General features: G+C 60.3%; 19 protein-coding genes. 12 read left to right on the top strand and 7 right to left on the bottom strand.

The window, feature by feature from the left end:
• Positions 1-38 precede the first annotated feature (38 nt).
• Entirely contained in the window at positions 39-1,832 is a 1,794-nt protein-coding gene (locus C1X29_RS19690) for an ABC transporter transmembrane domain-containing protein (RefSeq protein ID WP_173940198.1), read from the top strand.
• A 93-nt stretch (positions 1,833-1,925) separates the two neighbouring features.
• Here C1X29_RS19690 and C1X29_RS19695 read toward each other — a convergent pair whose 3' ends face one another.
• Complete coding sequence (locus C1X29_RS19695; protein ID WP_102718166.1) at positions 1,926-3,854, bottom strand: transglycosylase SLT domain-containing protein; 1,929 nt, start codon at positions 3,852-3,854, stop codon at positions 1,926-1,928.
• A 215-nt stretch (positions 3,855-4,069) separates the two neighbouring features.
• Between C1X29_RS19695 and C1X29_RS19705 the strand changes: the two genes are divergently transcribed.
• Complete coding sequence (locus C1X29_RS19705; RefSeq protein ID WP_102718167.1) at positions 4,070-5,992, top strand: ATP-binding cassette domain-containing protein; 1,923 nt, start codon at positions 4,070-4,072, stop codon at positions 5,990-5,992.
• 76 nt (positions 5,993-6,068) lie between these two features.
• Here the strand turns inward: C1X29_RS19705 and C1X29_RS19710 are convergent, their stop codons facing one another.
• Entirely contained in the window at positions 6,069-6,506 is a 438-nt protein-coding gene (locus tag C1X29_RS19710; RefSeq protein WP_011335197.1) for a universal stress protein, read from the bottom strand.
• A gap of 103 nt (positions 6,507-6,609) precedes the next feature.
• Between C1X29_RS19710 and C1X29_RS19715 the strand changes: the two genes are divergently transcribed.
• The 7 genes from C1X29_RS19715 to C1X29_RS19750 all read left to right on the top strand — a co-directional run bounded on the left by C1X29_RS19715 (position 6,610) and on the right by C1X29_RS19750 (position 15,058).
• Entirely contained in the window at positions 6,610-7,047 is a 438-nt protein-coding gene (locus tag C1X29_RS19715; RefSeq protein ID WP_102718168.1) for a hypothetical protein, read from the top strand.
• A 540-nt stretch (positions 7,048-7,587) separates the two neighbouring features.
• Positions 7,588-9,735, top strand: a complete 2,148-nt coding sequence (gene fadB / locus C1X29_RS19725; protein WP_102718169.1) for a fatty acid oxidation complex subunit alpha FadB — start codon at positions 7,588-7,590, stop codon at positions 9,733-9,735.
• Between the two features lie 29 nt (positions 9,736-9,764).
• On the top strand, positions 9,765-10,940 hold the full coding sequence (gene fadA, locus C1X29_RS19730; protein ID WP_007953060.1) for an acetyl-CoA C-acyltransferase FadA: 1,176 nt from the start codon (positions 9,765-9,767) through the stop codon (positions 10,938-10,940).
• 99 nt (positions 10,941-11,039) lie between these two features.
• Positions 11,040-11,276: a DUF1653 domain-containing protein gene (locus C1X29_RS19735; protein ID WP_007953059.1), complete on the top strand. Its 237-nt coding sequence runs from the start codon at positions 11,040-11,042 to the stop codon at positions 11,274-11,276.
• A 114-nt stretch (positions 11,277-11,390) separates the two neighbouring features.
• Positions 11,391-14,021, top strand: a complete 2,631-nt coding sequence (gene topA / locus C1X29_RS19740) for a type I DNA topoisomerase (protein WP_007953057.1) — start codon at positions 11,391-11,393, stop codon at positions 14,019-14,021.
• Positions 14,022-14,193: 172 nt separating this feature from the next.
• Positions 14,194-14,718 carry a DUF6586 family protein gene (locus tag C1X29_RS19745; RefSeq protein ID WP_085748342.1) on the top strand — a complete coding sequence of 175 codons (525 nt, stop codon included), beginning with the start codon at positions 14,194-14,196 and terminating at the stop codon, positions 14,716-14,718.
• Between the two features lie 106 nt (positions 14,719-14,824).
• Complete coding sequence (locus tag C1X29_RS19750) at positions 14,825-15,058, top strand: hypothetical protein (protein ID WP_007953047.1); 234 nt, start codon at positions 14,825-14,827, stop codon at positions 15,056-15,058.
• Positions 15,059-15,144: 86 nt separating this feature from the next.
• On the opposite strand, the gene sulA is transcribed toward C1X29_RS19750, so the two are convergent.
• Both sulA and lexA read right to left on the bottom strand, forming a co-directional pair.
• Positions 15,145-15,618, bottom strand: a complete 474-nt coding sequence (gene sulA / locus C1X29_RS19755) for an SOS-induced cell division inhibitor SulA (protein WP_085748343.1) — start codon at positions 15,616-15,618, stop codon at positions 15,145-15,147.
• Positions 15,619-15,628: 10 nt separating this feature from the next.
• Positions 15,629-16,237, bottom strand: a complete 609-nt coding sequence (gene lexA, locus C1X29_RS19760) for a transcriptional repressor LexA (RefSeq protein WP_007953044.1) — start codon at positions 16,235-16,237, stop codon at positions 15,629-15,631.
• Between the two features lie 230 nt (positions 16,238-16,467).
• On the opposite strand from lexA, the gene C1X29_RS19765 reads away from it, so the two are divergent.
• From C1X29_RS19765 to C1X29_RS19775, 3 genes are all read left to right on the top strand, one after another.
• Positions 16,468-17,175 carry a TetR/AcrR family transcriptional regulator gene (locus C1X29_RS19765; protein ID WP_007953037.1) on the top strand — a complete coding sequence of 236 codons (708 nt, stop codon included), beginning with the start codon at positions 16,468-16,470 and terminating at the stop codon, positions 17,173-17,175.
• Positions 17,176-17,345: 170 nt separating this feature from the next.
• Complete coding sequence (nagZ, locus tag C1X29_RS19770) at positions 17,346-18,344, top strand: beta-N-acetylhexosaminidase (RefSeq protein WP_169432674.1); 999 nt, start codon at positions 17,346-17,348, stop codon at positions 18,342-18,344.
• 12 nt (positions 18,345-18,356) lie between these two features.
• A complete protein-coding gene (locus tag C1X29_RS19775) occupies positions 18,357-19,094 on the top strand; it encodes an S-methyl-5'-thioinosine phosphorylase (RefSeq protein ID WP_102718170.1) in 738 nt (245 codons plus the stop codon).
• Positions 19,095-19,135: 41 nt separating this feature from the next.
• On the opposite strand, the gene C1X29_RS19780 is transcribed toward C1X29_RS19775, so the two are convergent.
• Genes C1X29_RS19780 through mfd form a run of 3 tightly spaced genes read right to left on the bottom strand, consistent with a single transcriptional unit; the run spans position 19,136 to position 25,864 of the window.
• Positions 19,136-21,826, bottom strand: a complete 2,691-nt coding sequence (locus tag C1X29_RS19780) for a DEAD/DEAH box helicase (protein ID WP_007953031.1) — start codon at positions 21,824-21,826, stop codon at positions 19,136-19,138.
• An 11-nt stretch (positions 21,827-21,837) separates the two neighbouring features.
• Positions 21,838-22,404, bottom strand: a complete 567-nt coding sequence (locus tag C1X29_RS19785; protein WP_007953029.1) for a CsiV family protein — start codon at positions 22,402-22,404, stop codon at positions 21,838-21,840.
• Between the two features lie 10 nt (positions 22,405-22,414).
• Positions 22,415-25,864: a transcription-repair coupling factor gene (mfd, locus tag C1X29_RS19790; protein WP_102718171.1), complete on the bottom strand. Its 3,450-nt coding sequence runs from the start codon at positions 25,862-25,864 to the stop codon at positions 22,415-22,417.
• Positions 25,865-26,040 lie beyond the last annotated feature (176 nt).

Genomic DNA, 26,040 nt, shown 5'->3' on the forward strand with positions numbered 1-26,040 from the left:
AGGCTGGCCCTATCCATCAGCACACGACGTGAATCTGAATGATCCCGATGCTTTCCTCGCGCCACCGCCGGGCCTTGCGCCTGACCAGTCATTTCCTTGCTCCCTATCGCTGGCCGGCCTTCGGCGCACTGCTCGCGCTGATCGTCACGGCCGGCATTACCCTGTCGATGGGGCAGGGCATCAAGTTGCTGGTCGATCGAGGCTTCATGACCCAGTCGCCGCACCTGCTCAATCAATCCATAGGCCTGTTCATGCTTTTGGTATTCGGCCTGGCGGTCGGCACGTTTGCGCGTTTTTATCTGGTGTCGTGGATCGGTGAGCGCGTGGTGGCGGACATCCGTCGACAGGTATTCAACCATCTGGTGTACCTGCATCCCGGGTTTTACGAGGACAACCGCAGTTCGGAAATCCAGTCGCGGCTGACCGCTGACACCACGCTGCTGCAATCGGTGATCGGCTCGTCGCTGTCGCTGTTCCTGCGCAATTTGCTGATGGTCATCGGCGGGGTGGTGCTGCTGTTCATCACCAACCCCAAGCTCACCAGCATCGTGGTGATCGCACTACCGCTGGTAATTGCGCCGATCCTGATTTTCGGCCGCCGCGTGCGTAACCTCTCCCGGCTGAGTCAGGACCGGATCGCTGACATTGGCAGCTATGTTTCGGAGACTCTTGGCCAGATCAAGACCGTACAGGCCTACAACCATCAGGTGCAGGATGAAGAGCGTTTCGCCAGTACTGTCGAGCAGGCGTTCGAAACCGCGCGCAAACGGATTTTCCAGCGGGCCTGGCTGATCACCCTGGTGATCGTGCTGGTGCTCGGCGCCGTCGCGGTGATGTTGTGGGTCGGCGGCATGGACGTGATTGCGGGGCGGATTTCTGCGGGTGAACTGGCGGCGTTCGTGTTCTACAGCCTGATCGTCGGCAGTGCGTTTGGCACGTTGAGTGAGGTCATCGGTGAATTGCAGCGAGCAGCCGGCGCTGCCGAGCGCATCGCCGAACTGCTGCGTTCGGAGAACATCATCCAGCCCCCGACCACCGGACTAGTGACGTTGCCGGAACGGGTCGAAGGCGAGCTGGAACTGCAGGAAGTGCGTTTTTCCTACCCTTCGCGTCCCGAAAGCCTCGCCGTCGATGGCTTGAGTCTGACGATCAACGCCGGCGAAACTCTCGCGCTCGTAGGGCCCTCCGGCGCGGGCAAGTCCACGGTGTATGACTTGTTGCTGCGTTTCTACGATCCCCGGGAAGGGCAAATCCTTATTGATGGCGTGCCGCTGACGAGCCTTGATCCGCTGGACCTGCGTCGTTGCTTCGCGTTGGTCTCGCAAACTCCGGCGCTGTTTTTCGGCAGTGTCGAAGAGAACATTCGCTACGGCTGCCCGACCGCCACGCTGGAGCAGGTGCGGGAAGCTGCGAAAATTGCCCACGCCCACGACTTCATCGAACAGATGCCCGACGGTTACCAGACCCACCTGGGCGACGGCGGCCTCGGCCTGTCAGGCGGCCAACGCCAGCGCCTGGCCATCGCCCGGGCGCTGTTGGTGGATGCACCGATCCTGTTGCTTGACGAAGCCACCAGCGCCCTCGACGCCCAGAGCGAACACCTGATCCAGCAAGCGCTGCCGAGCCTGATGCAAAACCGCACCACACTGGTGATCGCCCACCGGTTGGCCACGGTGAAAAACGCCGACCGGATCGCGGTGATGGATCAGGGCAAACTGGTGGCGATTGGTACGCATCAGGAGCTGATTGCGAGCAATCCGCTCTATGCGCGGCTGGCGGCGTTGCAGTTCAGTGATGGTCATCAGGCTTTGACCGACCAAGTAACCGACTAAGTAACCGACCTAGTAGAGCGCCATAAAAAATGCCCGCATCTCTTGATGCGGGCATTTTTGTTTACATCGATCTATCGGCGATACGCGCCCCGATCACTGATCGTCGAAATACCGCTCATGCCAGTCCACCAGCGGCTGTGGCGAGTTGAGTTTCTGGCCGTAGATCACCGAATAGGACAACACATTCTGTACGTACTGGCGGGTTTCGTCGAACGGGATGCTTTCCACCCACACGTCGAAGCTCAGGTGGTCTGCGCCGCGCAGCCATTGGCGCACGCGGCCGGGGCCGGCGTTGTAGGCGGCGGAGGCGAGCACGCGGTTGCCGTTGAACTGGCTGTGCACCTGGCTCAGATAGGCGGCGCCGAGCTGGATGTTTTTATCCGGATCCAGCACTTGCTGCGGCGAGGCCAACGGAATGCTGAACTTGCGCGCGGTTTCCTTGGCGGTGCCGGGCATCAGTTGCATCAGGCCGCTGGCGCCGACGCTGGAGCGGGCGTCGTCCATGAACGCACTTTCCTGGCGGGTGATGGCGAACACCCAGCTCGAATGCAGGCCGCGCACCTTGGCTTCGCGTACCAGAGTGTCGCGGTGAGCCATCGGGAAGCGGATGTCCAGATCATCCCAGTACTGCGCCTGACTGATGGTGCGGATAGCCGGGAAGTACCATTTCAGGTCGTAGGCCAGTTTTGCCTGGGCGACCATCTCGTCGCGGTTGAAATGCCGGCTGACGTGATACCACTCGCGGCGACCGTCGACGATCTGCCCACGGGCGTGGAACTCCAGTGCACGACGTACGCCAGGGGTGTTGCGCACTTTGTTGATCAGCGTCTGACTGAGCACCAGCGGCTTGTTGTTCAGCGAGTACGGCGATTGCGAGCGGTCAGCGGCGAGGAAGCCGTAGAAATCACGTTCCCGCGACAGGTTCTTGTACAGCGTCTGTGCTTCCGGGTTCTGCGGTTGCGCCAGTTCCAGGCTGCGGGCCTGCCAGTAGCGCCAGCGGTTGGTGGTGGCCAGGTCCTGTGGCAAACGGCGGGTCAGTTGGTAGGCGTCATCCCAGCGCGCCAGACGCAACAACAGACGCAGGCGCCATTCGGACACGGTGTTGTCGCGCAGCTCCGGATCGTATTTGGTCATCACGTCCAGCGCGCGGCTGTCGAAGCGGCGGGCCAGCGTCAGGCCGATTTCCCGGGCGATCGCGACTTTTTCATCCCGGGAGAAATGCATGCTGCTGGCATAACCGTCTAGCAGGGCCATGGCCTTGTCCGGGTCCTGACGCGCGAGGCGGCGCAGGCCGAGGCTGACCACGTCCGACATCGGTTCATCGGCCGGCGTGAAGCGCGACGGCTGGTTGAGCAATTCCGGTTTCTGCGCCACGTCCACCAGCAGGCGGCCGCGCGGGGCGAGGGTGGTCAGGCCGTTGACCAGGCTGTTGGCCAGCGGATAGTTGCGGTGCTGGGCGGCGAGTTTGGCGCGTTCCCAGCGTTTCTGTTCGGTCAACTGACCTTCGGCGGCCCACATTCCGAACAGCGCATCGCAGGCGGCGGGCTGGGATTTACCGGTCAGCCACAGTTTCTCGGCGTTGGCGTAGCCCTCGGCCTTCTTGTTGTGGCTGATCTGGTACTGCGCGTTGAGGCAGTCCAGTTCGGTGAAATTCAGTTTGGGGTCGTAATACTTGACGAACGTCGCCCAGTCGCCGCGATCGGCCAGCCAGCGCAGCCAGCGCAGTTTCATCCAGTTGGCCTGGGGCAGGTCACCGTGTTCGGCGAGGAATTTTTCGATCTCCGCGTTGCTGGCGGTTTTCAGCCGGGCGGTCAGCTCGTCGTAGGCGAGGTACGGCTCCAGCGGATAATCGGCGAGGGCCTGGCTGTAACGGAAATACGGGCCGGTGTCGCCCTTGGCCAGGGCGCGCTTGGCTTCATCGTAATACTGGCGTTGGGTGGACAGGTCCACCGCCTGGGCGGATTGAACGGCAGCGGCGGAAAGCAGCAAACATGACAAAACACTGAAGAGGCGACTGCGCATGAGACATCCGGGCAGAGAAATCATGACAAGTGCCGGCCCAAAACCCGCACTGAATTGTCTGTAGCTTAGCCTTTTGCCAGCAGGCGGCGAAAGCTTTGCCGGCCTTGCAGCACAAGTTCGCAACAATTGTTGTGCAGAGTGCGTCAGCGGCGAAATTGCCGGCCTGCTCGGGCCCCGATTCAGGTAGAATGCGCGCCCGGTTTTTGGAGAAGCTCATGACCCTGCTCAAATTCAGCGATGTGTCCCTTGCATTCGGCGCGATGCCGTTGTTGGACAAGGTGTCCTGGCAGATCGCCCGTGGTGAGCGGGTGTGCATCATCGGCCGCAACGGCACTGGCAAATCCAGCATGATGAAACTGGTCAAGGGCGACCAGAAGCCTGATGACGGCTCGGTGTGGCGTGCCCCCGGTCTGAAAATCGGTGAATTGCCACAGGAATTGCCGGTGGCCGACGAGCGGACAGTGTTCGACGTGGTTGCCGAAGGCCTCGACGGCGTCGGCGCCTTGCTCGCCGAATACCATCACCTGAGCCAGAACATCGTCACCGATGCCGATCTGGACAAGCTGATGCACGTTCAGCACGACCTCGAAGCCCGCGATGGCTGGCGCTTGCAGACCCTGGTCGACAGCACCCTGAGCCGCCTGCAATTGCCGGCCGACAAGACCCTCGCCGAACTGTCCGGCGGCTGGCGTCGTCGTGTGCTGCTGGCGCAGGCGCTGGTGTCCGAGCCGGATCTGCTGCTGCTCGACGAACCGACCAACCACCTGGACATCGGTGCGATTGCCTGGCTTGAAGAAGCGCTGAAGGATTTCCAGGGCGCCGTGCTGTTCATCACGCACGACCGTTCCTTCCTGCAAAACCTTGCCACCCGCATCCTCGAACTGGATCGGGGTGGCCTGATCGACTGGAACGGCGACTACGCCAGTTTCCTCGTTCATAAAGAAGCCGCACTGGCGGCCGAAGAAACCGCCAACGCGCTGTTCGACAAGCGTCTGGCCCAGGAAGAAGTGTGGATTCGCCAGGGCATCAAGGCCCGCCGCACCCGTAACGAAGGCCGCGTACGTGCGCTGAAAGCATTGCGCGTGGAGCGCAGCGAGCGTCGCGAGCGCACCGGCAAGGCCAACATCCAGCTGGAAACAGCGGAGAAGTCCGGCAAGCAGGTGATGGTGCTGGATAACGTGAGCTTCGCGCATCCTGGCGGTCCGTTCCTGATCCGTGATTTCTCCATGGTGCTGCAGCGTGGCGACCGGATCGGTCTGCTCGGCGCCAATGGTACCGGCAAGACCACCCTGCTGAAACTGATGCTCAGCGGTCTGCAACCGACCAGCGGCAAAGTGGAAGAGGGCACCAAGATCGATGTGGCCTACTTCGACCAGTTGCGCCATCAGCTGGATCTGGAAAAGACCGTGATCGACAACGTCGCCGAAGGTCGCGACTTCATCGATATCGACGGCCAGAGCCGCCACGTGCTGAGCTACCTCGGCGACTTCCTGTTCAGCCCGCAGCGTGCCCGCACGCCGGTGAAGGCGTTGTCCGGTGGCGAGCGTGCGCGTCTGTTGCTGGCCAAATTGTTCAGCAAGCCGGCGAACCTGCTGGTACTCGACGAACCCACCAACGACCTCGACGTGGAAACCCTCGAGCTGCTCGAAGAAGTGCTGCTGACCTTCAACGGCACTGTGCTGATGGTCAGCCACGACCGGGCATTCCTCGACAACGTGGTCACCAGCACCTTGGTATTCGAAGGTGAAGGCAAGGTTCGCGAATACGTCGGTGGCTATCAGGACTGGATCCGTCAGGGCGGCTCGCCGCGTCTGCTGGGCGTGACCGAAAGCAAGTCCGGCAAGGCCGACCTGAACTCGGCGGTGGTCACTGCCGAACCGGCACCGGTTGCCGCGCCGGTTGCTGCGGCACCGGCTGCGAAGAAGAAGTTGAGCTACAAGCTTCAGCGCGAGCTGGAAGCGCTGCCGGGCGACATCGACGCTAAAGAACAGCAGATTGCTGCTGTCGAGGCTGAAATGGCCGAGGCCGGCTTCTATCAGCGTCCGCCGGCCGAGACGGCCAAGGTGATCGCTTCTCTGGAGCAGTTGCAGGCCGAGCTGGATGCACTGGTGGAGCGTTGGGCCGAACTGGACACCTGATTGTTTCAATGTATGAAAAAGCCCGGCGTCCAGTGATGGGCGTCGGGCTTTTTTAGCTTTTCACAAGTGCCTGGGATCAGCGCTTGACCAGATGCACCGCCAGCACATCGCACGGTGCGCCGTGCAGCACGTCGTTGGCGGTCGAGCCCAGCAACAGCGCCAGACCATGCCGGCCATGGCTGCCGACCACGATCAGGTCGCATTGCTGTTCCTTGGCGAAATGGTGGATTTCCTGACGCGGCTGGCCGTAGGTCAGGTGGCAGTTGGCGCCTTCGAGCTCGGTGTACTTGTGCTTCAGGCGTTCAAGGCGTTCCTTGGCCTGATCGAATTGCTGTTGTTGCAGTTGTGACAGATCCATCGGTACGTCACCGCCGAAGGCCATGGCCATCGGTTCGACGATATGCACCAGCGACAGCTTGGCGCCATTGCTCACCGACAGCTCTCGGGCGCGGTGGATCACAGGGTCGCACTCTTCGGTCAGATCTACGGCGACCAGGATATGGTGGTAGGGCATGAGGTGCTCCTCGTGAGGGATCAATATTGTTAAGTATGGCTGGTTTCAAGCGCATTGGTTCCAAAGTGACGCAATGGGCTCATGACAAAACGGGAGTAGAGATATGACGGTCTGGCTGGTGGTGTCAATCCTGCTGGTGGTGTTGAGTCCGCTGGCGTGGTTGCGTCCGTCACGTGCACAGAGTGGCCGGATAGCCTTGCGCACTGAGGCCCGACGTATCGGTCTGGCCATGCAGCTGGCGCCTCAGGAGTGGCCGCACTGGATGTCTCAGGAGCCGCCAAACCCGTGCGCTCAATACCATCGGCCACGCCGAGGCAAGCAGCCGGCGTGCTGGACGTATTGGCAGAAATCCCCGGGGGTTTGGGTGAATCAGTGGCAGGAAGTCTGTGACGATCCGCTGTTGCTCAATCATTTCGAAAAATTGCCGGGCAACGTTTTCAAGGTCGACGCCGACAAGCAGATGATCGCCCTCTATTGGGGCGAGAAGGGGGATGCGTCGGTTTTGCTGGAGATTGATGCCACGCTGAAAGCGCTGGCATGACTTGCGGACTTTTCGCGCTGCAACGGTGCGAAACGCCCGGCAGACGCGCAATAAAAAGCCCGACATGATTCATCGGGCGGGGTTGGCCAGGCAGGCCGGAAATTCTTTTTGGCGTTGAACCGACGTCATCCGGTCAGCAAATCTGCGCGTGTTTTCCTTCGTAGTCCAGCCAGCGTAGCCTGTTAAACAAGGCTTGCGGCGAATTAGGGCGACTTTTCTAACTATTAATCTTATGAATGCCCTCACATGCAAGCGTGTGTGGCCGGGCTGCGTCCTACAGAAATGACCGCAAAGTCGAATTTCAACCCGTATTTAGGGCGATTGACAATTGTCGGAAATTCCGTGAAGGTGGCGTACCCAAATCAAACGGGCGTATGAATTGAGCGTTTGTATTGCAGACTGCTCCTACAGAATCCCGACTATCGCGTTGGCGGGTGTGCCGGGTGGATGAGTGTCAGCATCGACGAAAAAACGTCCTGCCGAGCCATTTGCCTGCGTCCGACGTGTACTGTTCAGCTTCCATATCGTGGAGATCAGTTGATGATTTACGAAGGTAAAGCCATCACGGTTAAAGCTCTTGAAAGTGGCATCGTCGAATTGAAATTCGACCTCAAGGGTGAGTCCGTCAACAAGTTCAACCGTCTTACCCTGAACGAACTGCGTCAGGCCGTAGACACCATCAAGGCAGATGCTTCGATCAAGGGCGTGATCGTCAGCAGTGGCAAGGACGTATTCATCGTCGGCGCCGACATCACCGAATTTGTCGACAACTTCAAGCTGCCGGATGCCGAGCTGGTTGCTGGCAATCTCGAAGCCAACAAGATCTTCAGCGATTTCGAAGACCTCAACGTTCCGACCGTCGCCGCGATCAACGGCATCGCCCTGGGCGGCGGTCTGGAAATGTGCCTGGCAGCGGACTACCGCGTCATGTCGACCAAGGCCAAGATCGGTCTGCCGGAAGTCAAACTGGGCATCTACCCGGGCTTCGGCGGTACCGTGCGTCTGCCGCGCCTGATCGGTGCCGACAACGCCATCGAGTGGATCGCCGCCGGCAAGGAAAACCGTCCTGAAGACGCGCTGAAAGTCGGCGCCGTCGATGCCGTGGTTGCCCCTGAAAAACTGCAGGATGCCGCCCTTGAGCTGATCAAGCGCGCCGTCTCCGGCGAGTTCGACTACAAGGCCAAGCGCCAGCCTAAGCTGGAAAAGCTCAAGCTGAACGCCATTGAACAAATGATGGCTTTCGAAACCGCCAAAGGTTTCGTGGCTGGCCAGGCCGGCCCGAACTACCCGGCCCCGGTTGAAGCGATCAAGACCATCCAGAAAGCCGCGAACTTCGGTCGTGACAAGGCGCTGGAAGTCGAAGCCGCAGGTTTCGTGAAACTGGCCAAGACCTCTGCCGCGCAGAGCTTGATCGGTCTGTTCCTGAACGATCAGGAACTGAAGAAAAAGGCCAAGGCCTATGACGAAATCGCCAAAGACGTGAAGCAGGCTGCCGTACTGGGCGCCGGCATCATGGGTGGCGGTATCGCCTATCAGTCGGCTTCCAAAGGTACGCCGATCCTGATGAAGGACATCAACGAGCACGGCATCGAGCAAGGTCTGGCTGAAGCCGCCAAGCTGCTGGTCGGTCGCGTTGATAAAGGCCGCATGACCGCCGCGAAAATGGCTGAAGTGCTCAACGGCATTCGTCCTACGCTGTCCTACGGCGATTTCGGTCACGTCGACCTGGTCGTTGAAGCCGTGGTCGAGAACCCGAAGGTCAAGCAAGCCGTTCTGGCGGAAGTCGAAGACAAGGTCAAAGAGGACACCATCCTCGCGTCCAACACCTCGACCATTTCCATCAGCCTGCTGGCCAAGGCCCTCAAGCGTCCGGAAAACTTTGTCGGCATGCACTTCTTCAACCCGGTGCACATGATGCCGCTGGTGGAAGTGATCCGTGGCGAGAAGTCCAGCGAGCTGGCCATCGCCACCACCGTTGCCTACGCCAAGAAAATGGGCAAGAACCCGATCGTCGTCAACGACTGCCCGGGCTTCCTGGTCAACCGCGTACTGTTCCCGTACTTCGGCGGCTTCGCCAAACTGGTCAGCGCCGGTGTGGACTTCGTCCGTATCGACAAGATCATGGAAAAATTCGGCTGGCCGATGGGCCCGGCGTACCTGATGGACGTGGTCGGCATCGACACCGGCCACCACGGTCGCGACGTAATGGCTGAAGGCTTCCCGGACCGGATGAAGGACGACCGTCGTTCGGCCATCGACGTGCTTTACGAAGCCAAGCGTCTGGGTCAGAAGAACGGCAAGGGCTTCTACGCCTACGAGGCCGACAAGAAAGGCAAACAGAAGAAAGTCGCCGATCCGTCGGTACTGGAAGTGCTCAAGCCGATCGTCTACGAGCAGCGCGAAGTCACTGACGAAGACATCATCAACTGGATGATGGTCCCGCTGTGCCTGGAAACCGTGCGTTGCCTGGAAGACGGCATCGTCGAAACCGCCGCCGAAGCCGACATGGGTCTGGTCTACGGTATTGGTTTCCCTCCATTCCGTGGCGGTGCGCTGCGCTACATCGACTCGATCGGTGTTGCCGAGTTCGTTGCCCTGGCCGACCAGTACGCTGATTTGGGCGCGCTGTACCACCCGACCGCGAAGCTGCGCGAAATGGCCAAGAACGGCCAGAGCTTCTTCGGTTAAGCGCCCCCAACTAGAGTGAGAGTGAACTTATGAGCTTGAATCCTAGAGACGTCGTGATTGTCGACTTCGGTCGTACTCCGATGGGCCGCTCCAAGGGCGGCATGCACCGCAACACCCGCGCCGAAGACATGTCGGCGCACCTGATCAGCAAACTGCTGGAACGCAACACCAAGGTCGATCCTGCCGAAGTCGAGGACGTGATCTGGGGCTGTGTGAACCAGACCCTGGAACAAGGCTGGAACATCGCGCGCATGGCGTCGCTGATGACCCAGATCCCTCACACCTCGGCCGGCCAGACCGTCAGCCGTCTGTGCGGCTCGTCGATGAGCGCGCTGCACACTGCTGCGCAAGCGATCATGACCGGTAACGGTGACGTGTTCGTGGTTGGCGGCGTCGAGCATATGGGCCACGTAAGCATGATGCACGGTGTCGATCCGAACCCGCACATGTCCCTGTACGCGGCGAAAGCCTCGGGCATGATGGGCCTGACCGCTGAAATGCTGGGCAAAATGCACGGCATCACCCGCGAACAGCAGGACGCCTTTGGCGTGCGTTCCCACCAGTTGGCCCACAAGGCGACTGTGGAAGGCAAGTTCAAGGACGAAATCATCCCGATGCAGGGTTACGACGAGAACGGTTTCCTGAAAACCTTCGACTACGATGAAACCATTCGTCCGGAAACCACCCTGGAAAGTCTGGCGGCTCTGAAGCCGGCGTTCAATCCAAAGGGCGGCACCGTAACGGCCGGTACTTCGTCGCAGATCACCGATGGTGCTTCGTGCATGATCGTGATGTCGGCACAGCGTGCGCAAGACCTGGGCATCCAGCCTCTGGCCGTGATTCGCTCGATGGCGGTAGCGGGTGTGGACCCGGCCATCATGGGCTATGGTCCGGTACCGGCTACTCAGAAAGCACTGAAACGTGCCGGCCTGGGTATCAACGATATCGACTTCTTCGAGCTCAATGAAGCGTTCGCCGCACAGGCCCTGCCAGTGCTGAAAGACCTGAAAGTGCTCGACAAGATGAATGAGAAGGTTAACCTGCACGGCGGCGCGATCGCCCTGGGTCACCCGTTCGGTTGCTCCGGTGCCCGTATTTCCGGCACTTTGCTGAACGTGATGAAGCAGAATGGCGGCACCTTCGGGGTGGCCACCATGTGCATTGGCCTCGGCCAAGGCATCTCCACCGTCTTCGAACGCGTTTAAGCGTCTCGTCGATGGAAGCCGGGGCCAAGTGCCCCGGTTTTTGTTTTTGCGGATTTATTTTTGTTTTTATTTTGAAAAAATTTGAGTGAGGGCCGAAGCATGCCGATACAACCTGGGCTCTACCAACATTACAAAGGTCCGCAGTACCGCGTATTCAGTGTTGCGCGGCATTCCGAGACCGAAGAAGAAGTGGTCTTTTACCAAGCCCTGTATGGCGATTACGGCTTTTGGGTGCGTCCCTTGAGCATGTTCCTGGAGTCCGTCGAGGTTGACGGGGAGCAGGTCCCACGCTTTGCTTTGGTGCAAGCCGAACCGAGCCTTTTTTCGAAGCCGTAAGGCGAGTGCGCGCAAAACCCTGCGCTTGACCTCACCTTGTAGCCACTATATATAGCGGTGCCGCGTCAGGCGCCAACCGCCTTTCACTTCTAGAATTCAGGAATTTTCTGATCCATGGGCAAATCGCTGGTCATTGTGGAATCCCCGGCTAAGGCCAAGACCATCAACAAGTATCTGGGCAACCAATACGTGGTGAAGTCGAGTATCGGCCATATCCGAGACCTGCCCACCAGCGGTTCGGCTAGCGCCAGCAAGGAGCCTGCCGCCAAGCGCGGCAAGGCTGCTGCGGGCGAAGCGCCAGCGCTGTCGCCGAAAGAGAAGGCGCGCAAGCAGCTGGTCTCGCGCATGGGTGTCGATCCCGAGCATGGCTGGAAAGCCAAGTACGAGATCCTCCCGGGCAAGGAAAAGGTCATCGAAGAGCTGCGCCGGCTCGCCAAGGATGCTGACACCATCTATCTCGCAACCGACTTGGATCGCGAGGGGGAAGCCATTGCCTGGCACCTGCGCGAAGCCATCGGTGGTGACGACAGCCGCTACAAGCGCGTGGTGTTCAACGAAATCACCAAGAAGGCGATTCAGGAAGCCTTCTCGGAGCCGGGCGAACTCGACATTGATCGAGTGAACGCGCAGCAGGCCCGTCGTTTCCTCGACCGCGTCGTCGGCTACATGGTCTCGCCGCTGCTGTGGGCCAAGATCGCTCGTGGCCTGTCTGCCGGTCGCGTGCAATCGGTTGCCGTGAAACTGGTGGTGGAGCGTGAGCGTGAGATTCGTGCGTTCAACCCGGAAGAGTACTGGGAAGTGCATGCCGATCTCGGCACCGCCAAAGGTTCGACCGTGCGTTTCGAAGTGGCTCGCGAGAAAGGCGAAGCCTTCAAACCACTGAACGAAGCGCAGGCCACGGCCGCGCTGGAGAAGCTAAAATCCTCCAGCTACAGTATCGTCAAGCGTGAAGACAAGCCGACCAGCAGCAAACCGTCGGCACCGTTCATCACCTCCACACTGCAACAGGCCGCGAGCAACCGCTTGGGCTTCGGTGTGAAGAAAACCATGATGATGGCCCAGCGTCTCTACGAAGCCGGCTACATCACTTATATGCGTACCGACTCGACCAACCTCTCGGCTGATGCCGTGGCGATGGCGCGCGATTACATCGAAACCGAATTCGGCAAGAAGTACCTGCCAGAGTCGCCGAACGTCTACAGCAGCAAGGAAGGCGCACAAGAGGCTCACGAAGCGATTCGTCCGTCTGACGCCAACACCACGCCAGCCAAGCTGGCCGGCATGGAGCGCGACGCTGAGCGCCTCTACGAGCTGATCTGGCGCCAGTTCCTGGCTTGCCAGATGCTGCCGGCGCAGTACCTGTCGACTACCGTCAGCGTCGCTGCCGGCGACTTCGAGCTGCGCGCCAAGGGCCGCATTCTGAAGTTCGACGGTTACACCCGCGTGCTGCCGCAAATCACCAAGCCTGGCGATGACGACGTTTTGCCCGACATGGCGCAGGGCGACGTGATGAAGCTGATCAAGCTCGATCCGTCCCAGCACTTCACCAAGCCGCCGGCCCGTTATTCGGAAGCCAGCCTGGTGAAGGAAATGGAAAAGCGCGGCATCGGTCGTCCTTCGACCTACGCAGCGATCATCTCGACCATTCAGGATCGCGGCTACGTGACCCTGCACAACCGTCGTTTCTATTCGGAAAAGATGGGCGACATCGTTACCGAGCGTCTGTCGGAAAGCTTCTCGAATCTCATGGACTACGGCTTCACCGCCGGCATGGAAGAGAATCTCGATGACGTGGCTCAGGGCGAGCGCGACTGGAAAAACGTGCTGGACGAGTTCTACGGCGACTTCAAGAAAAAACTCGAAGTGGCGGAGAATCCGGAAGCCGGCATGCGTGCCAACCAGCCGGTGATGACCGATATTCCATGCACCACTTGCGGCCGTCCAATGCAGATCCGTACTGCATCGACCGGCGTGTTCCTCGGCTGCTCGGGCTACAGCCTGCCGCCGAAAGAGCGCTGCAAGGCCACCGTCAACCTGGTGCCGGGCGACGAAATCGCGGCGGATGACGAGGGTGAGTCGGAATCCCTGGTACTGCGCGGCAAGCATCGCTGCCCGATCTGCAGCACAGCGATGGACGCCTACCTGCTCGACGAGAAGCGCAAGCTGCACATCTGCGGTAACAACCCTGATTGCGCCGGCTACGAAATCGAAGAAGGCAGCTACCGCATCAAGGGCTACGAAGGTCCTAGCCTGGAATGCGACAAGTGCGGCAGCGAGATGCAGCTCAAGACCGGCCGTTTCGGCAAGTTCTTCGGTTGCACCAACCCGACGTGCAAGAACACCCGCAAGCTGCTGAAGAGCGGTGATGCGGCGCCGCCGAAGATGGATCCGGTGAAGATGCCTGAGCTGAAATGCGAGAAGGTCAACGACACCTACATCCTGCGTGACGGTGCGTCCGGCCTGTTCCTGGCGGCCAGTCAGTTCCCGAAAAACCGCGAGACCCGTGCTCCGCTGGTGATCGAGATTCTGCCGCACAAGGACGAGATCGATCCGAAGTATCATTTCCTGTGTGAAGCGCCGCAGAAGGATCCGGATGGTCTGCCAGCCGTGATCCGCTACAGCCGCAAGACCAAGGAGCAATACGTTCAGACCGAAGTCGACGGCAAGCCGACAGGCTGGAAAGCGTTCTTTGACGGTGGCAAGTGGACGGTTGAAGACAAGCGTCCGGCGAAAGCCAAGGCTTGAGCAGGCGTTGATCTGAAGGTGGTCCTGACTGGGCATCTTCAACACAAAAGGCCGCATGACAACCTTCGGGTTTTCATGCGGCCTTTTTGTTTAATGCTTGCGGTCGGATCGGCTGATCCATGACACTGTCCGGCCTGTGTGAAGCAATTATTTCGTTGTGGAGAGTGCCGACATGGCCCACGAGCTCTATACCCGTACCAATCAGAAGATCTATTTCGCGGGTTTGTCGCTGGAAGCGCTGGCCAGGGCCGAAGAGGGGCGGGCGATGAATTCGCTGGCGCTGATTCAGGCCGGGCGCGAATCCGCACTGTTTCATCTCTACGGTGCGTTGTTGGGGCTGTGTCATGAAATCGCCGGCTTCTACCGTCTGCCGCAAGCCAATGCGTCGCGGGCGGAAGCCTTGCTGACCCGCGAAGTGCTGGAGTCGATTGCCATTCCAGAGCTGGCGGAAATGATTGAGCTGGCAGGCAACCCGGAGACTTGGCTGGCTAAATTGCTGGCTGCGCACTCGGCGCTGTTTCAGCCACCACGGGTGCCACACAAACCGAAGGGCGATGTGACGCAGCCGTTGATTCAGACCGTGAATCTGGATGAAGAAGAGGTGGTTGAAGAGCTGAGCCGCGAAGAGCTCGAGAGCTGGCGGCAGAACCTCAAAGGGCTGGCGATTCGCTTCCGTGAAGGCTTGAACGAGTGCTGAGGAACTTTGGACTGGCGGCGACGAGAGGCGTGCTGCTGGTCAAGATCCCGAGCGAAGCCTGAATGATGTCTATATAATCCCTGCCTTTCGTGGAGAACAGACCCATATGCCAACGTCCTTTCTAGAAATTGTCGAGCTACCAGACGGCCGAATCGAACTGCGCAGGGCCGAGGACGAGGGTTCTCTGGTGACTCTGGATTTCTCCGAGGATGCCAAGGCGTTTCTGCAGGGCCAGCACGTTGAAATTGCCAAAGCGATGTTGAGCGTCGGCGTGCAAATGGCGGGGCGTATGGTTGAAGGCGAATTCGATAAGGATGAGGGGCCGCGGGTTCTTCATTGATCCGCTGTCTGTCAGTTACTGCTCCAGATCGGCTTCTCTATCCCTGGAGAAGCCCTGCGCTTTACATGGCGCACATTGTTGCTGAATCACCCCAAACGAATGTTCAGGCTTTGAGCGTCCCCGGTGCGGGCGGCGCTGATCAGCTGTTGCCGTGACCCTGCGCTCAGTGTGTTCAGCCACGTGACGACCGTGTGGCTGCGGCCCAGGCGTAATGCTTCGCAGGCCAGTTGCTGGGCGCTTTGAGCGCCGCGCGGTTGTAACAGCAGGATGCGTTCGCGATTCAATCCTGCGTCCCGTAGCCAGGTCTGGGTCAGGCTGGCAGGCGGTGCAATCAGGGTCAGCCAGCGTGCGTCCTGATCCTCGCTCAGTTCGCGAAGAATCGGTGCCAGCAGGCTCAGGCAGTTCCCGGTCGCGCCGCGCAGTGACAGCTCGCTGAACGCTTCAGGTTCGGTATTCCACGGACGCTCGACGACATCTTTGAGGATGGGGGCGAGGGGCTGCGCCAGAAATGCCTCGAACAACGGCAGTTGTGTTTGCTGAGGTACGTGTGGGAACTGCATAAAGCCTCCTTTAGCGGCGGATTACGCCGACACTCAAGCCTTCGATCACCAGTTCCTGGTCTTTCAGGTTGACTTCGATAGGGGCGAACTCGGGGTTTTCGGCAATCAGCCAGACTTTGCTGCCGTCACGCTTGAAGCGTTTGACGGTAACTTCGTCGCCGATCCGCGCAACCACGATCTGACCGTTGCGCGCCTCGCGGGTGGTGTGAACCGCCAGCAGGTCGCCGTCGAAAATGCCGATGTCCTTCATGCTCATGCCGTGGACGCGCAACAGATAGTCGGCGCGTGGATGGAAGAAGGCGGGGTTGATGTTGCAGGACTCTTCGATGTGCTGCTGGGCGAGAATCGGCGCGCCGGCAGCCACTCGACCGATGATCGGCAGGGTGGATTCGTCGACCTTGGCTTCGAAGCCTGGGATGCGAATGCCGCGAGAGGCACCGGGAGTCATCTCGATTGCGCCTTTGCGAGCGAGCGCCTTGAGGTGCTCTTCGGCCGCGTTGGGCGATTTGAAACCCAGTTCCTGAGCGATTTCCGCACGGGTCGGCGGGTAGCCGTTGTCTTCGAGGCAGCGTTTGATAAAGGCCAGAATCTCGGCTTGGCGTGGCGTCAGCTTAAGCATATTGATCGCTCTGTCTTTTTATACAGTGACTGGGATTATATACAGTGAAGCAGTCTTGGCAATGATCGTTTTTTGCCATGCCGCCGGACGGTCAGTGACGACGCTGATTAATGTGGCGTCCTTGTTGTGGTTAAATAACTGACCGACCATTCCCAAAACGAACTGGCAGGCTTGACAAGGCATAGGCTGAAACGTATGTTTCAAACAAGTGTTTGTCAGGCGGAGTAGCCATGGCCCAGTCGGAAACCGTTGAACGCATTCTTGATGCTGCAGAACAGCTGTTCGCGGAAAAAGGTTTCGCTGAAACCTCATTGCGTCTGATCACCAGCAAGGCAGGGGTCAACCTCGCTGCGGTGAACTATCACTTCGGTTCGAAGAAGGCGCTGATCCAGGCAGTTTTCTCGCGCTTCCTCGGTCCGTTCTGCATCAGTCTCGACAAAGAGCTGGAGCGCCGCCAGGCCAAGCCAGAGAACAAGCCTTCGCTCGAAGAGCTGCTGGAAATCCTCGTCGAGCAAGCGCTGGTGGTTCAGCCACGCAGCGGCAACGATCTGTCAATTTTCATGCGCCTGCTGGGTTTGGCGTTCAGTCAGAGCCAGGGACACTTGCGTCGTTATCTGGAAGACATGTACGGCAAAGTATTCCGCCGCTACATGTTGTTGGTGAACGAAGCTGCACCGCGCATTCCTCCGATCGAACTGTTCTGGCGCGTGCACTTTATGCTCGGCGCTGCGGCGTTCAGCATGTCGGGTATCAAGGCCCTGCGCGCGATTGCCGAGACCGATTTCGGTGTCAACACCTCCATCGAACAGGTGATGCGTCTGATGGTGCCATTCCTGGCAGCCGGCATGCGTGCCGAAACCGGCGTCACCGACACGGCCATGGCCACCGCGCAGTTGCGACCACGCAGCAAGTCCGCGCCGGCACCTGCCAAGGTTTAACCGTCCATGGGTGGGCGCGGCAGCTGACATCCGCTAAGCTAGCCGCCCATGTCGACTCTCGTTCTGAACCCGTTTCTCATTGAAATCACCGACCCGCCGGGCCATGCCCCTGGTGGTGATTTCGTGAGCGACGGGTTTTTCGTTTTCAAGGAATCTCTATGACTGCTGGCCTGCAAGGCTCGTTGATGGTGGACGTCGCCGGTACCTGGCTGACGGCCGAAGATCGCCAATTGTTGCGCCAGCCCGAAGTGGGCGGCCTGATCATCTTTGCCCGCAACATCGAGCATCCGCGCCAGGTGCGCGAACTGAGCGCGGCGATCCGTGCCATTCGTCCGGACTTGCTGTTGGCTGTCGACCAGGAGGGCGGTCGCGTCCAGCGCCTACGTCAGGGCTTCGTCCGTTTGCCGGCCATGCGCGCCATTGCTGATAACCCGAACGCCGAGTATCTGGCCGAGCAGTGCGGCTGGATCATGGCCACCGAAGTGTTGGCGGTCGGCCTCGACCTGAGCTTCGCGCCGGTGCTGGATCTGGATTACCAGCGCAGCGCCGTCGTCGGCACCCGTTCGTTCGAAGGCGACCCGGAGCGCGCCGCGCTACTCGCCGGCGCATTCATCAAAGGCATGAACAGCGCCGGCATGGCCGCCACCGGCAAGCATTTCCCTGGCCATGGCTGGGCGGAAGCCGACTCCCACGTCGCAATCCCCAACGACGAGCGCAGCCTCGAAGAGATCCGCGCCAACGACCTCGTGCCGTTCGCCAGGCTCAGCAAGCAACTGGCCGCCGTCATGCCGGCCCACGTCATTTACCCGCAAGTTGATGCGCAGCCCGCCGGTTTCTCCCGGCGCTGGTTGCAGGACATCCTGCGCGGCGAGCTGCAGTTCGACGGCGTTATCTTCAGCGATGACCTGTCGATGGCCGGCGCGCACGTGGTCGGTGACGCCGCCAGCCGTATCGAAGCGGCACTCAGTGCCGGTTGTGACATGGGCCTGGTGTGCAACGATCGCGCGGCCGCCGAACTGGCCCTGAGCGCCGCGCAGCGCATGAAGGTCAAGCCGTCGCCGCGTATCGCACGTATGCGCGGTCAGGCGTTCGCCAACACCGAATACCGTCAGGATCCGCGCTGGCTGACCGCTGTCGGCGCGCTCAAAGACGCTCAACTGATCGATTAAGGATTTTTCGCTATGACGGTTTACGCAATCATCGGCGGCACCGGCCTGACCCAGCTGGAAGGCCTGAGCATTCGTCAGTCGCTGGCGGTGGACACGCCTTATGGCGCGCCATCGGCCGAGGTTCAGATTGGTGAGTACGCCGGCAAGGAAGTGCTGTTCCTTGCTCGTCACGGTCACCCGCATCGCTTCCCGCCGCACAAGGTCAACTACCGCGCCAACCTGTGGGCGTTGAAGCAGGCCGGAGCCCAAGCGATCATCGCGGTCAACGCCGTGGGTGGGATTCATCCTGCAATGGGCACCGGACATTTCTGCGTGCCGCATCAGATCGTGGACTACACCAGCGGTCGCGAGCACACCTATTTCGCCGATGACCTGGAACATGTCACACACATCGACTTCAGCTTTCCCTACAGCGAACCGCTGCGTCAGCAACTGATTGCTGCATTGGCCGCTGAAGGTTGCGAGTACAGCGATCAGGGCGTTTACGCCTGCACACAGGGCCCGCGTCTGGAAACCGTGGCCGAGATCGTGCGTCTGGAGCGTGATGGCTGCGATATCGTTGGCATGACCGGCATGCCGGAAGCGGCGCTGGCCCGAGAGCTGGATCTGGATTACGCCTGCCTGTCTCTGGTGGTGAACCCGGCGGCGGGCAAGACCACTGAAGTGATCACCATGGCCGAGATCGAGCAGGCGCTGCATGACGGCATGGGCAAGGTGAAGTCGACGCTGGCGCGCGTACTCAAGGGCTGATTCTGGCTCCGCAATGACTTGAATGAAAAGCGCTGAGGATCTCAGCGCTTTTCAAACTTGTCCGGCAACGGCGCAAACAGTGCCTCGATATCATCACTCTGCAGCTTCCAGTCCCCGGCCTTGCGCCCATCCAGCACGCCGGCCGCCAGGTCGGACTTTTCCTTCTGCAGATGCTGAATTTTCTCCTCGACCGTGCCCCGGGCAATCATCTTGTAGACAAACACCGGCTTCTCCTGACCAATACGATACGCGCGGTCGGTTGCCTGATTCTCGGTCGCCGGGTTCCACCACGGGTCGTAGTGAATCACCGTGTCCGCTTCCGTCAGGTTCAGGCCCACGCCGCCAGCCTTCAGGCTGATGAGAAAGATCTGACGCTTGCCGCTCTGGAATTCCTTCACAGGCGTTCGCCGATCCCGAGTCTGTCCCGTCAGCAGCGCATAGGCGACATTGCGTTTTTTCAGCTCGTCCTCGATCAGTGACAACATCGACGTGAACTGCGAGAACAGCAGAATCCGCCGGCCTTCCTCAAACAACTCCTCGAGCATTTCCATCAGGCTGTCGAGCTTGCCCGATGTGCTGCCGCGAGCGGGCAGGGTGGCGTCGTTGACCAGGCGCAAGTCGCAGCAGACCTGCCGCAGCTTGAGCAATGCCTCGAGAATGATGATCTGGCTGCGCGCCACACCTTTGCGAGTGATCTCGTCGCGAACCTTCTTATCCATCGCCAGACGCATGGTTTCGTATACGTCGCGCTGGGCCTCGTTGAGCTCGACCCAATGGATGATCTCGGTTTTCGGCGGCAGCTCGGTCGCAACCTGTTCCTTGGTGCGGCGTAGCAGGAATGGTTTGATCCGGCCGTTGAGGTGCTGAAGTCTGACTTCGCTCGCGCGCTTTTCGATCGGCACGCGGTAATCGGCGTTGAAGCTTTTGACGTCGCCGAGCCAGCCGGGCAGCAGGAAGTGAAACAGCGACCACAGTTCGCCCAGGTGATTTTCCAGCGGCGTCCCGCTCAGGCACAGGCGCTGACGAGCATTGAGTTCACGGGCAGCCTGGGCGGCTTTGCTGTTCGGGTTCTTGATGTACTGCGCTTCGTCGAGCACCAGTACGTGCAGCGGCTGCTGGGCCAGACGCTCGACATCCTTGGGCAGCAGCGCATAGGTCGTGAGGATCAGGTCGTAGTCGGCCAGATGCTCGAAATGCTTTTTACGGCTGGCACCGTACAGCGCGACAACCTTGAGCTGTGGCGTGAAGTGCGCCGCTTCGTCGAGCCAGTTGGGAATCAGGCTGGTGGGCATTACTACCATGCACGGCCGATCCAGACGCCCGGCGTTCTTCTCGCTGAGAATGTGCGCCAAGGTCTGTAAGGTTTTGCCCAGGCCCATGTCGTCCGCGAGAATCCCGCCGACTTCAAGTTGTCGCAGCGACTGCATCCAGCTCAAGCCTTCGAGCTGATAAGGACGCAGCGTCGCATTCAACCCCTTCGGTGCTTTGGCACTGTAATCGCGGATATCACGCAAGCGCTGGGCGAAGCTGCGAATCTGCTCGCCACCCTCCCACAGCAGCGGAATACCTTCCAGCGAATTCAGGCGCGTGGCGTCGGCCTTGCTCAGGCGCAGGGTGGTTTCGCCCGGCTCCTGCAGATAGAACTCGCCAAGGGTCGCCAGTACCGGTTTCAGCCGGCCGAGGGGCAGGGCGACTTGCAACGGTCCGTGCTCGCTGTTGCGTTGCGGGATGTTCACCAGAATCAGCTCATCGTCGCGACGGCGGGCGAGACGTTCCGGATTAAGTATTTCCGTGTGCGAGCGCATCAGGTTGAGCAGGATCGGCAGCAGGCTCAGGCGCTCACCGTTGACGATGATCCCCAGCTCCAGATCGAACCAGTCGCGTTCCGGCGTCTGCTCGACAGTGGCGTACCAGTCGTCGACGGCGGTCAGGTCGAAACCGAATTCATCGTCGACCAACAGCTCCCAGCCTTGGGTGCGCAGTTTCGGCAGATCATTGAGAGTGAAGGTCAGCCAGGCGCTGTCGTTGACCATCTCGTAGAGTTCGCCGGCGCTTTCCGGCAGGGCCTTGCTCTGCCGGGTGGCGATGCGGAAGCCGAGAATTCGCAGCTGCTCGCGGTAGCTTTGCTCGACATCCGGATGGCGTTTGACCCGCAAGGTCTGGGCTTCCTGGCGAATCAGAATGTCGCTGTTCTTCTGGCCGCTGACGTATTCGTCGAGATAGCTGAAGGACAGCGCCGCACGGTGCTGGATGTAGCGCTGCATCTTGCCGTTGCGCGGTTCGAACGCGCTGAATTCGACGCTGGCCAGCCACAGGCGCGGTACCGGTTGCACGTTGTCCACCAGCACTTGCGGTGGCGCCTTCGGGCTGCGGTTTTCCAGGACGGCCTGGAGTTTTTCCAGCAGTTCGGCGTCTTTGGCGGCGGCGGGGTATTCGAGGGTTTCCTGCACTTGCAGCAATACCGCCGCACAGTGTTTGCAGTTGCTGTGGACTGGGCAGGTGCAGGTGGCGTCGACCATCAGCAGCGTGCCTTTGGCTGACTCGCGCAGATGAATCGTCTGACGGTAGACGTTACCGCCAGAGCCTTCGCAGCTGGCGGTAATGGTCGCGTCGCCGACCTGTACGAATCGCACCCGGTTTTCCAGCGCGTAGCGGCGGCCACGCTCCAGGCTTTGTTCCTTGAATCGGCTGACCCAGGAGGAGGCCAGCGGTTTACTCAGTGGCGGGGGCATAAGGACTTCGATCAGTCCGGAACGACTTCAGGCGCTTCCCGAGGCGCGGGCGCCGTCAGTGAAGTGATCTTGATCAGCAGGGCCAGGTGGCCGTTGTCGAGGTAGTTGAGTTGGCCGTTCTTGGTGTGGCTGTCCTGTTTCAGGCGCTCGCTGGCGGTGACCATGCCGTTGGCGTCGATCTGATTGACCCAGAAGTCGGCGTTCACGTCGGTGAAGCGCCCGAGCTTCATTTCAATCGTGCCTTCGATGGGGAACTGGCCGAATTGCTCCTGACCTTCGCTGACTGCAACCTTCGCCGGTGTCTCGCCCAGCGTCTGTTGCCAGGCTTTGTGCATCAGCACGCTGTACTCGCCGCTGGCGGTGAGTTTGGTCACAACATCGTTCAGCGCCGGGGTGCGTTTGCTGTCATCGCCCAAACGCTGAGCGCCAGCCGCCCAGTCTTCCGGTGCAGCGCGGCTGACAATCGCCGGCACGGCGTTCTGGCGTACCAGAATCATTTCGACCTGATAGAGGTCATCGGCAAACGCCGTAGGTGCCACCAGAGTCAGTAGCAAAGTCAGAGAGCGAAACAGGCGCATGCGGCGTCCTTCAAGCAGTTTTCGGGATGAGGCGCTCGAACAGCGCCTCCACAGTATTAAAGCGCTCTTCCGGGCGCTCCATCGGCACCTGGAACTTGAACATCGTGGCGCCTTCGAATTTGTAGCGTTTTGGCTGGCTCTGGATCAGTTTGATCAGGGTCATCGGATCGACCGGCGTCTGCGCCGCGAACTCGATGCGCCCACCTTGCGGGCCGCCATCGACTTTCTTGATGCCCAGCTGTTCTGCCTGCAATTTCAGCGCCGTGATGCGCACCAGATTCTTGGTCGGCTCCGGCAGCAGACCGAAGCGGTCGATCATCTCCACTTGCAGATCTTTCAGACCTTCCTCGTCGGTGGCCGAAGCGATGCGCTTGTACAGGATCAGGCGTGCATGCACGTCCGGCAGATAATCTTCCGGAATCAGCGCCGGCACCCGCAGGTTGACCTCCGGGCCACCGCCGAGCGGTTGATCGAGGTTCGGCTGTTCGCCCTTGCGGATCGATTTCACCGCGCGCTCGAGCATTTCCATGTACAGCGTGAAACCCACGGCCTGAATCTGACCGCTCTGGCCGTCGCCCAGCAGTTCGCCGGCGCCACGGATTTCCAGGTCGTTGGTGGCCAGCACGAAGCCAGCGCCCAGATCCTGAGTATTGGCAATCGCCTCCAGGCGTTTTTCCGCATCGCCAGTGATTTGCTGGCGCGGCGGGGTCAGGAGGTAGGCGTAAGCCTGGTGGTGGCTACGACCAACGCGACCGCGCAGCTGGTGCAACTGCGCCAGACCGAACTTGTCGGCACGCTCGATGATGATGGTGTTGGCGCTCGGCACGTCGATGCCGGTCTCGATGATGGTCGAGGCGATCAGCACGTTGAAGCGCTTGTGGTAGAAGTCGCTCATCACCTGTTCGAGTTCGCGTTCGCGCATCTGCCCGTGGCCGATGCCGATCCGCGCTTCCGGCACCAGTTCGGCCAGTCCGGCGGCGCACTTCTCGATGGTCTTCACGTCGTTGTGCAGGTAATAGACTTGACCGCCGCGCAACAGCTCACGCAGCAAGGCTTCTTTGACCGTGCTCTTGTTCTGCTCCATGACGAAGGTGCGCACCGACAGGCGTCGTGCTGGCGGTGTAGCGATGATCGACAGGTCGCGCATGCCCGAGACCGCCATGTTCAGCGTGCGCGGAATCGGCGTGGCGGTCAGTGTAAGAATGTCGACTTCGCTGCGCAGGGCCTTGAGCTGTTCCTTCTGACGGACACCGAAACGGTGCTCTTCGTCGATGATTACCAGCCCGAGGTTTTTGATTTTGACGTCGTCCTGCAGCAGCTTGTGCGTGCCGATGACGATGTCGATATTGCCTTCGGCCAGTTGGGCCACCGCAGCGTTCACTTCTTTGGCCGACTTGAAGCGGCTCATCACTTCCACGGTCACCGGCCAGTCGGCGAAGCGGTCGCGGAAGCTGTTGTAATGCTGCTGGGCGAGCAAGGTGGTCGGCACCAGAATCGCCACTTGCTTACCACCATGCACCGCGATGAACGCGGCGCGCATGGCCACTTCGGTCTTGCCGAAACCGACGTCGCCGCAGACCAGTCGGTCCATCGGTTTCGGCGCGAGCATGTCTTCGCGCACGGCTTCGATGGTGGATTGCTGGTCCGGGGTTTCTTCGAACGGGAAACCGGCGCTGAAGGTTGCGTAATCGGCCTTCGGATCGGCAAACGCATAACCTTCGCGGGCGGCGCGACGGGCGTAGATGTCGAGCAATTCGGCAGCCACGTCGCGGACCTGTTCGGCGGCCTTGCGCTTGGCTTTCTGCCAGGTCTCGGAGCCGAGGCGGTGCAACGGAGCCAGCGCATCGTCGCTGCCGGTGTAACGGGCGATCAAATGCAGGTTGGCCACCGGCACGTAAAGCTTGGCGTTCTCGGCGTATTCGAGGGTCAGGAATTCGGCGGCCTGATTGTCGATTTCCAGAATCGTCAGGCCGAGATAGCGACCGACGCCGTGGTCGATGTGCACCACCGGCGCGCCTTCACGCAGTTCGGTGAGGTTCTTGATCACCGCATCGTTGTTGGCGTCGGCGCGTTTTTCGCGGCGACGACGCTGCATCACGCGTTGGCCGAACAGCGGACTTTCCGCGACCAGTGCCAACGCCGGCTCGTCCAGCATCAGGCCTTCGTCGAGCGGGGCGATGGTGATCGCCAGGCGATCCTTGCTCGCGACAAAGTCCGGCCAGCTGTCGACGGTTTTCGGCCGCAGCTTCAGGCGATCCAGCAACTCCAGCAGCACTTCGCGACGACCGGCGGATTCGGCGGTGAACAGCACGCGTCCCGGGAATTCGTCGAGAAATGCCGAGAGCGCGGCCAGCGGCTGGGTGGCCTTGGCTTCGATCGCCAGATTCGGCAAGGCCTGCGCCGGGAAGCGCTCACGACCGACGCCGGATTCAACGTCCTGCTGACTGGCGACCACGCGCGGCCAGTTCTTCAGGCGGGCGAAGCAGTCTTCCACCGGCAGGAACAGTTCGGCAGGCGGCAATAAAGGACGCGAAGGATCGACGCGGCGCTCTTCATAACGATTGCGCACATCGTTCCAGAAGTTTTCTGCCGCCTGCTCGATACCCGGCAGCGAAAACACTTGCGTGTCCTGCGGCAGATAATCGAACAGGGTCGAGGTTTCTTCGAAGAACAGCGGCAGGTAGTACTCGATACCCGCCGGCGTGATGCCGCTGCTCAGGTCCTGAAAGATCGGGCAGCGACGGAAGTCGACGTCGAAACGCTCGCGAAAGCGCGCCTTGAAGCGGGTGACCGCGTCTTTCTGCAGCGGGAATTCCTTGGCCGGCAGCAGCTTGACCGAATCGACCTTGTCGATGGAACGCTGGTTTTCCGGATCAAAGGTGCGCAGAGTTTCGATTTCGTCGTCGAACAGATCGATGCGATAGGGCAGTTTGCTGCCCATCGGGAACAGGTCGATCAGTGCGCCACGCACCGTGAACTCGCCGTGCTCGTAGACCGTGTCGACGTAGCGATAGCCACTGGCTTCGAGCCGCGAGCGCATTTGCTCGACATCGAGTTTCTGCCCGACATCCAGTACCAGGCTGCTGCCGAGCAGGAATTTGGTCGGCGCCAGACGATGCAGGGCGGTGGTGATTGGCACCACCAGCACGCCATGTTCCAGCTCCGGCAGTCTATAAAGGCTGGCGATGCGCTGGGAGATGATGTCCTGGTGCGGCGAAAACAGGTCGTAGGGCAGGGTTTCCCAGTCGGGGAAATGCAGCACCGGCAAATCCGGGGCGAAGAAGCTCAGCTCCTGCTCCAGCCGTTCGGCACTTTGGCTGTCGGCGGTCAAAAGCAGCGTGAAGCGCTTGGCAGCGCTGGCAGCCTCGGCAATCGCCAGGCTCAGGGCGGCACCGGGGAGGTTGCCCCAGTGCTGTTTACCTGCCGCGGCAGGGAGAAGCGGTAGACGCAGAACAGGCACGGAAGGTTGAGCTCCAGGCGTTGCGACAAAGTCGGTAATTGTAGCGGCGTCCGGTGCCGCCTGTCAGTTGCAGGATGCGTCTATCTGCGCTGTTTCGGAAAAATGTAGTGGTAACCATAAAAACCAGCGCTTTTTTTACGGTTATGTAGTGCCAAATGTTGGTGGTGTTACGGAGG

The organism is Pseudomonas sp. GW456-12-10-14-LB2, from assembly GCF_002884345.1.
Lineage (GTDB): Bacteria > Pseudomonadota > Gammaproteobacteria > Pseudomonadales > Pseudomonadaceae > Aquipseudomonas > Aquipseudomonas paraglycinae.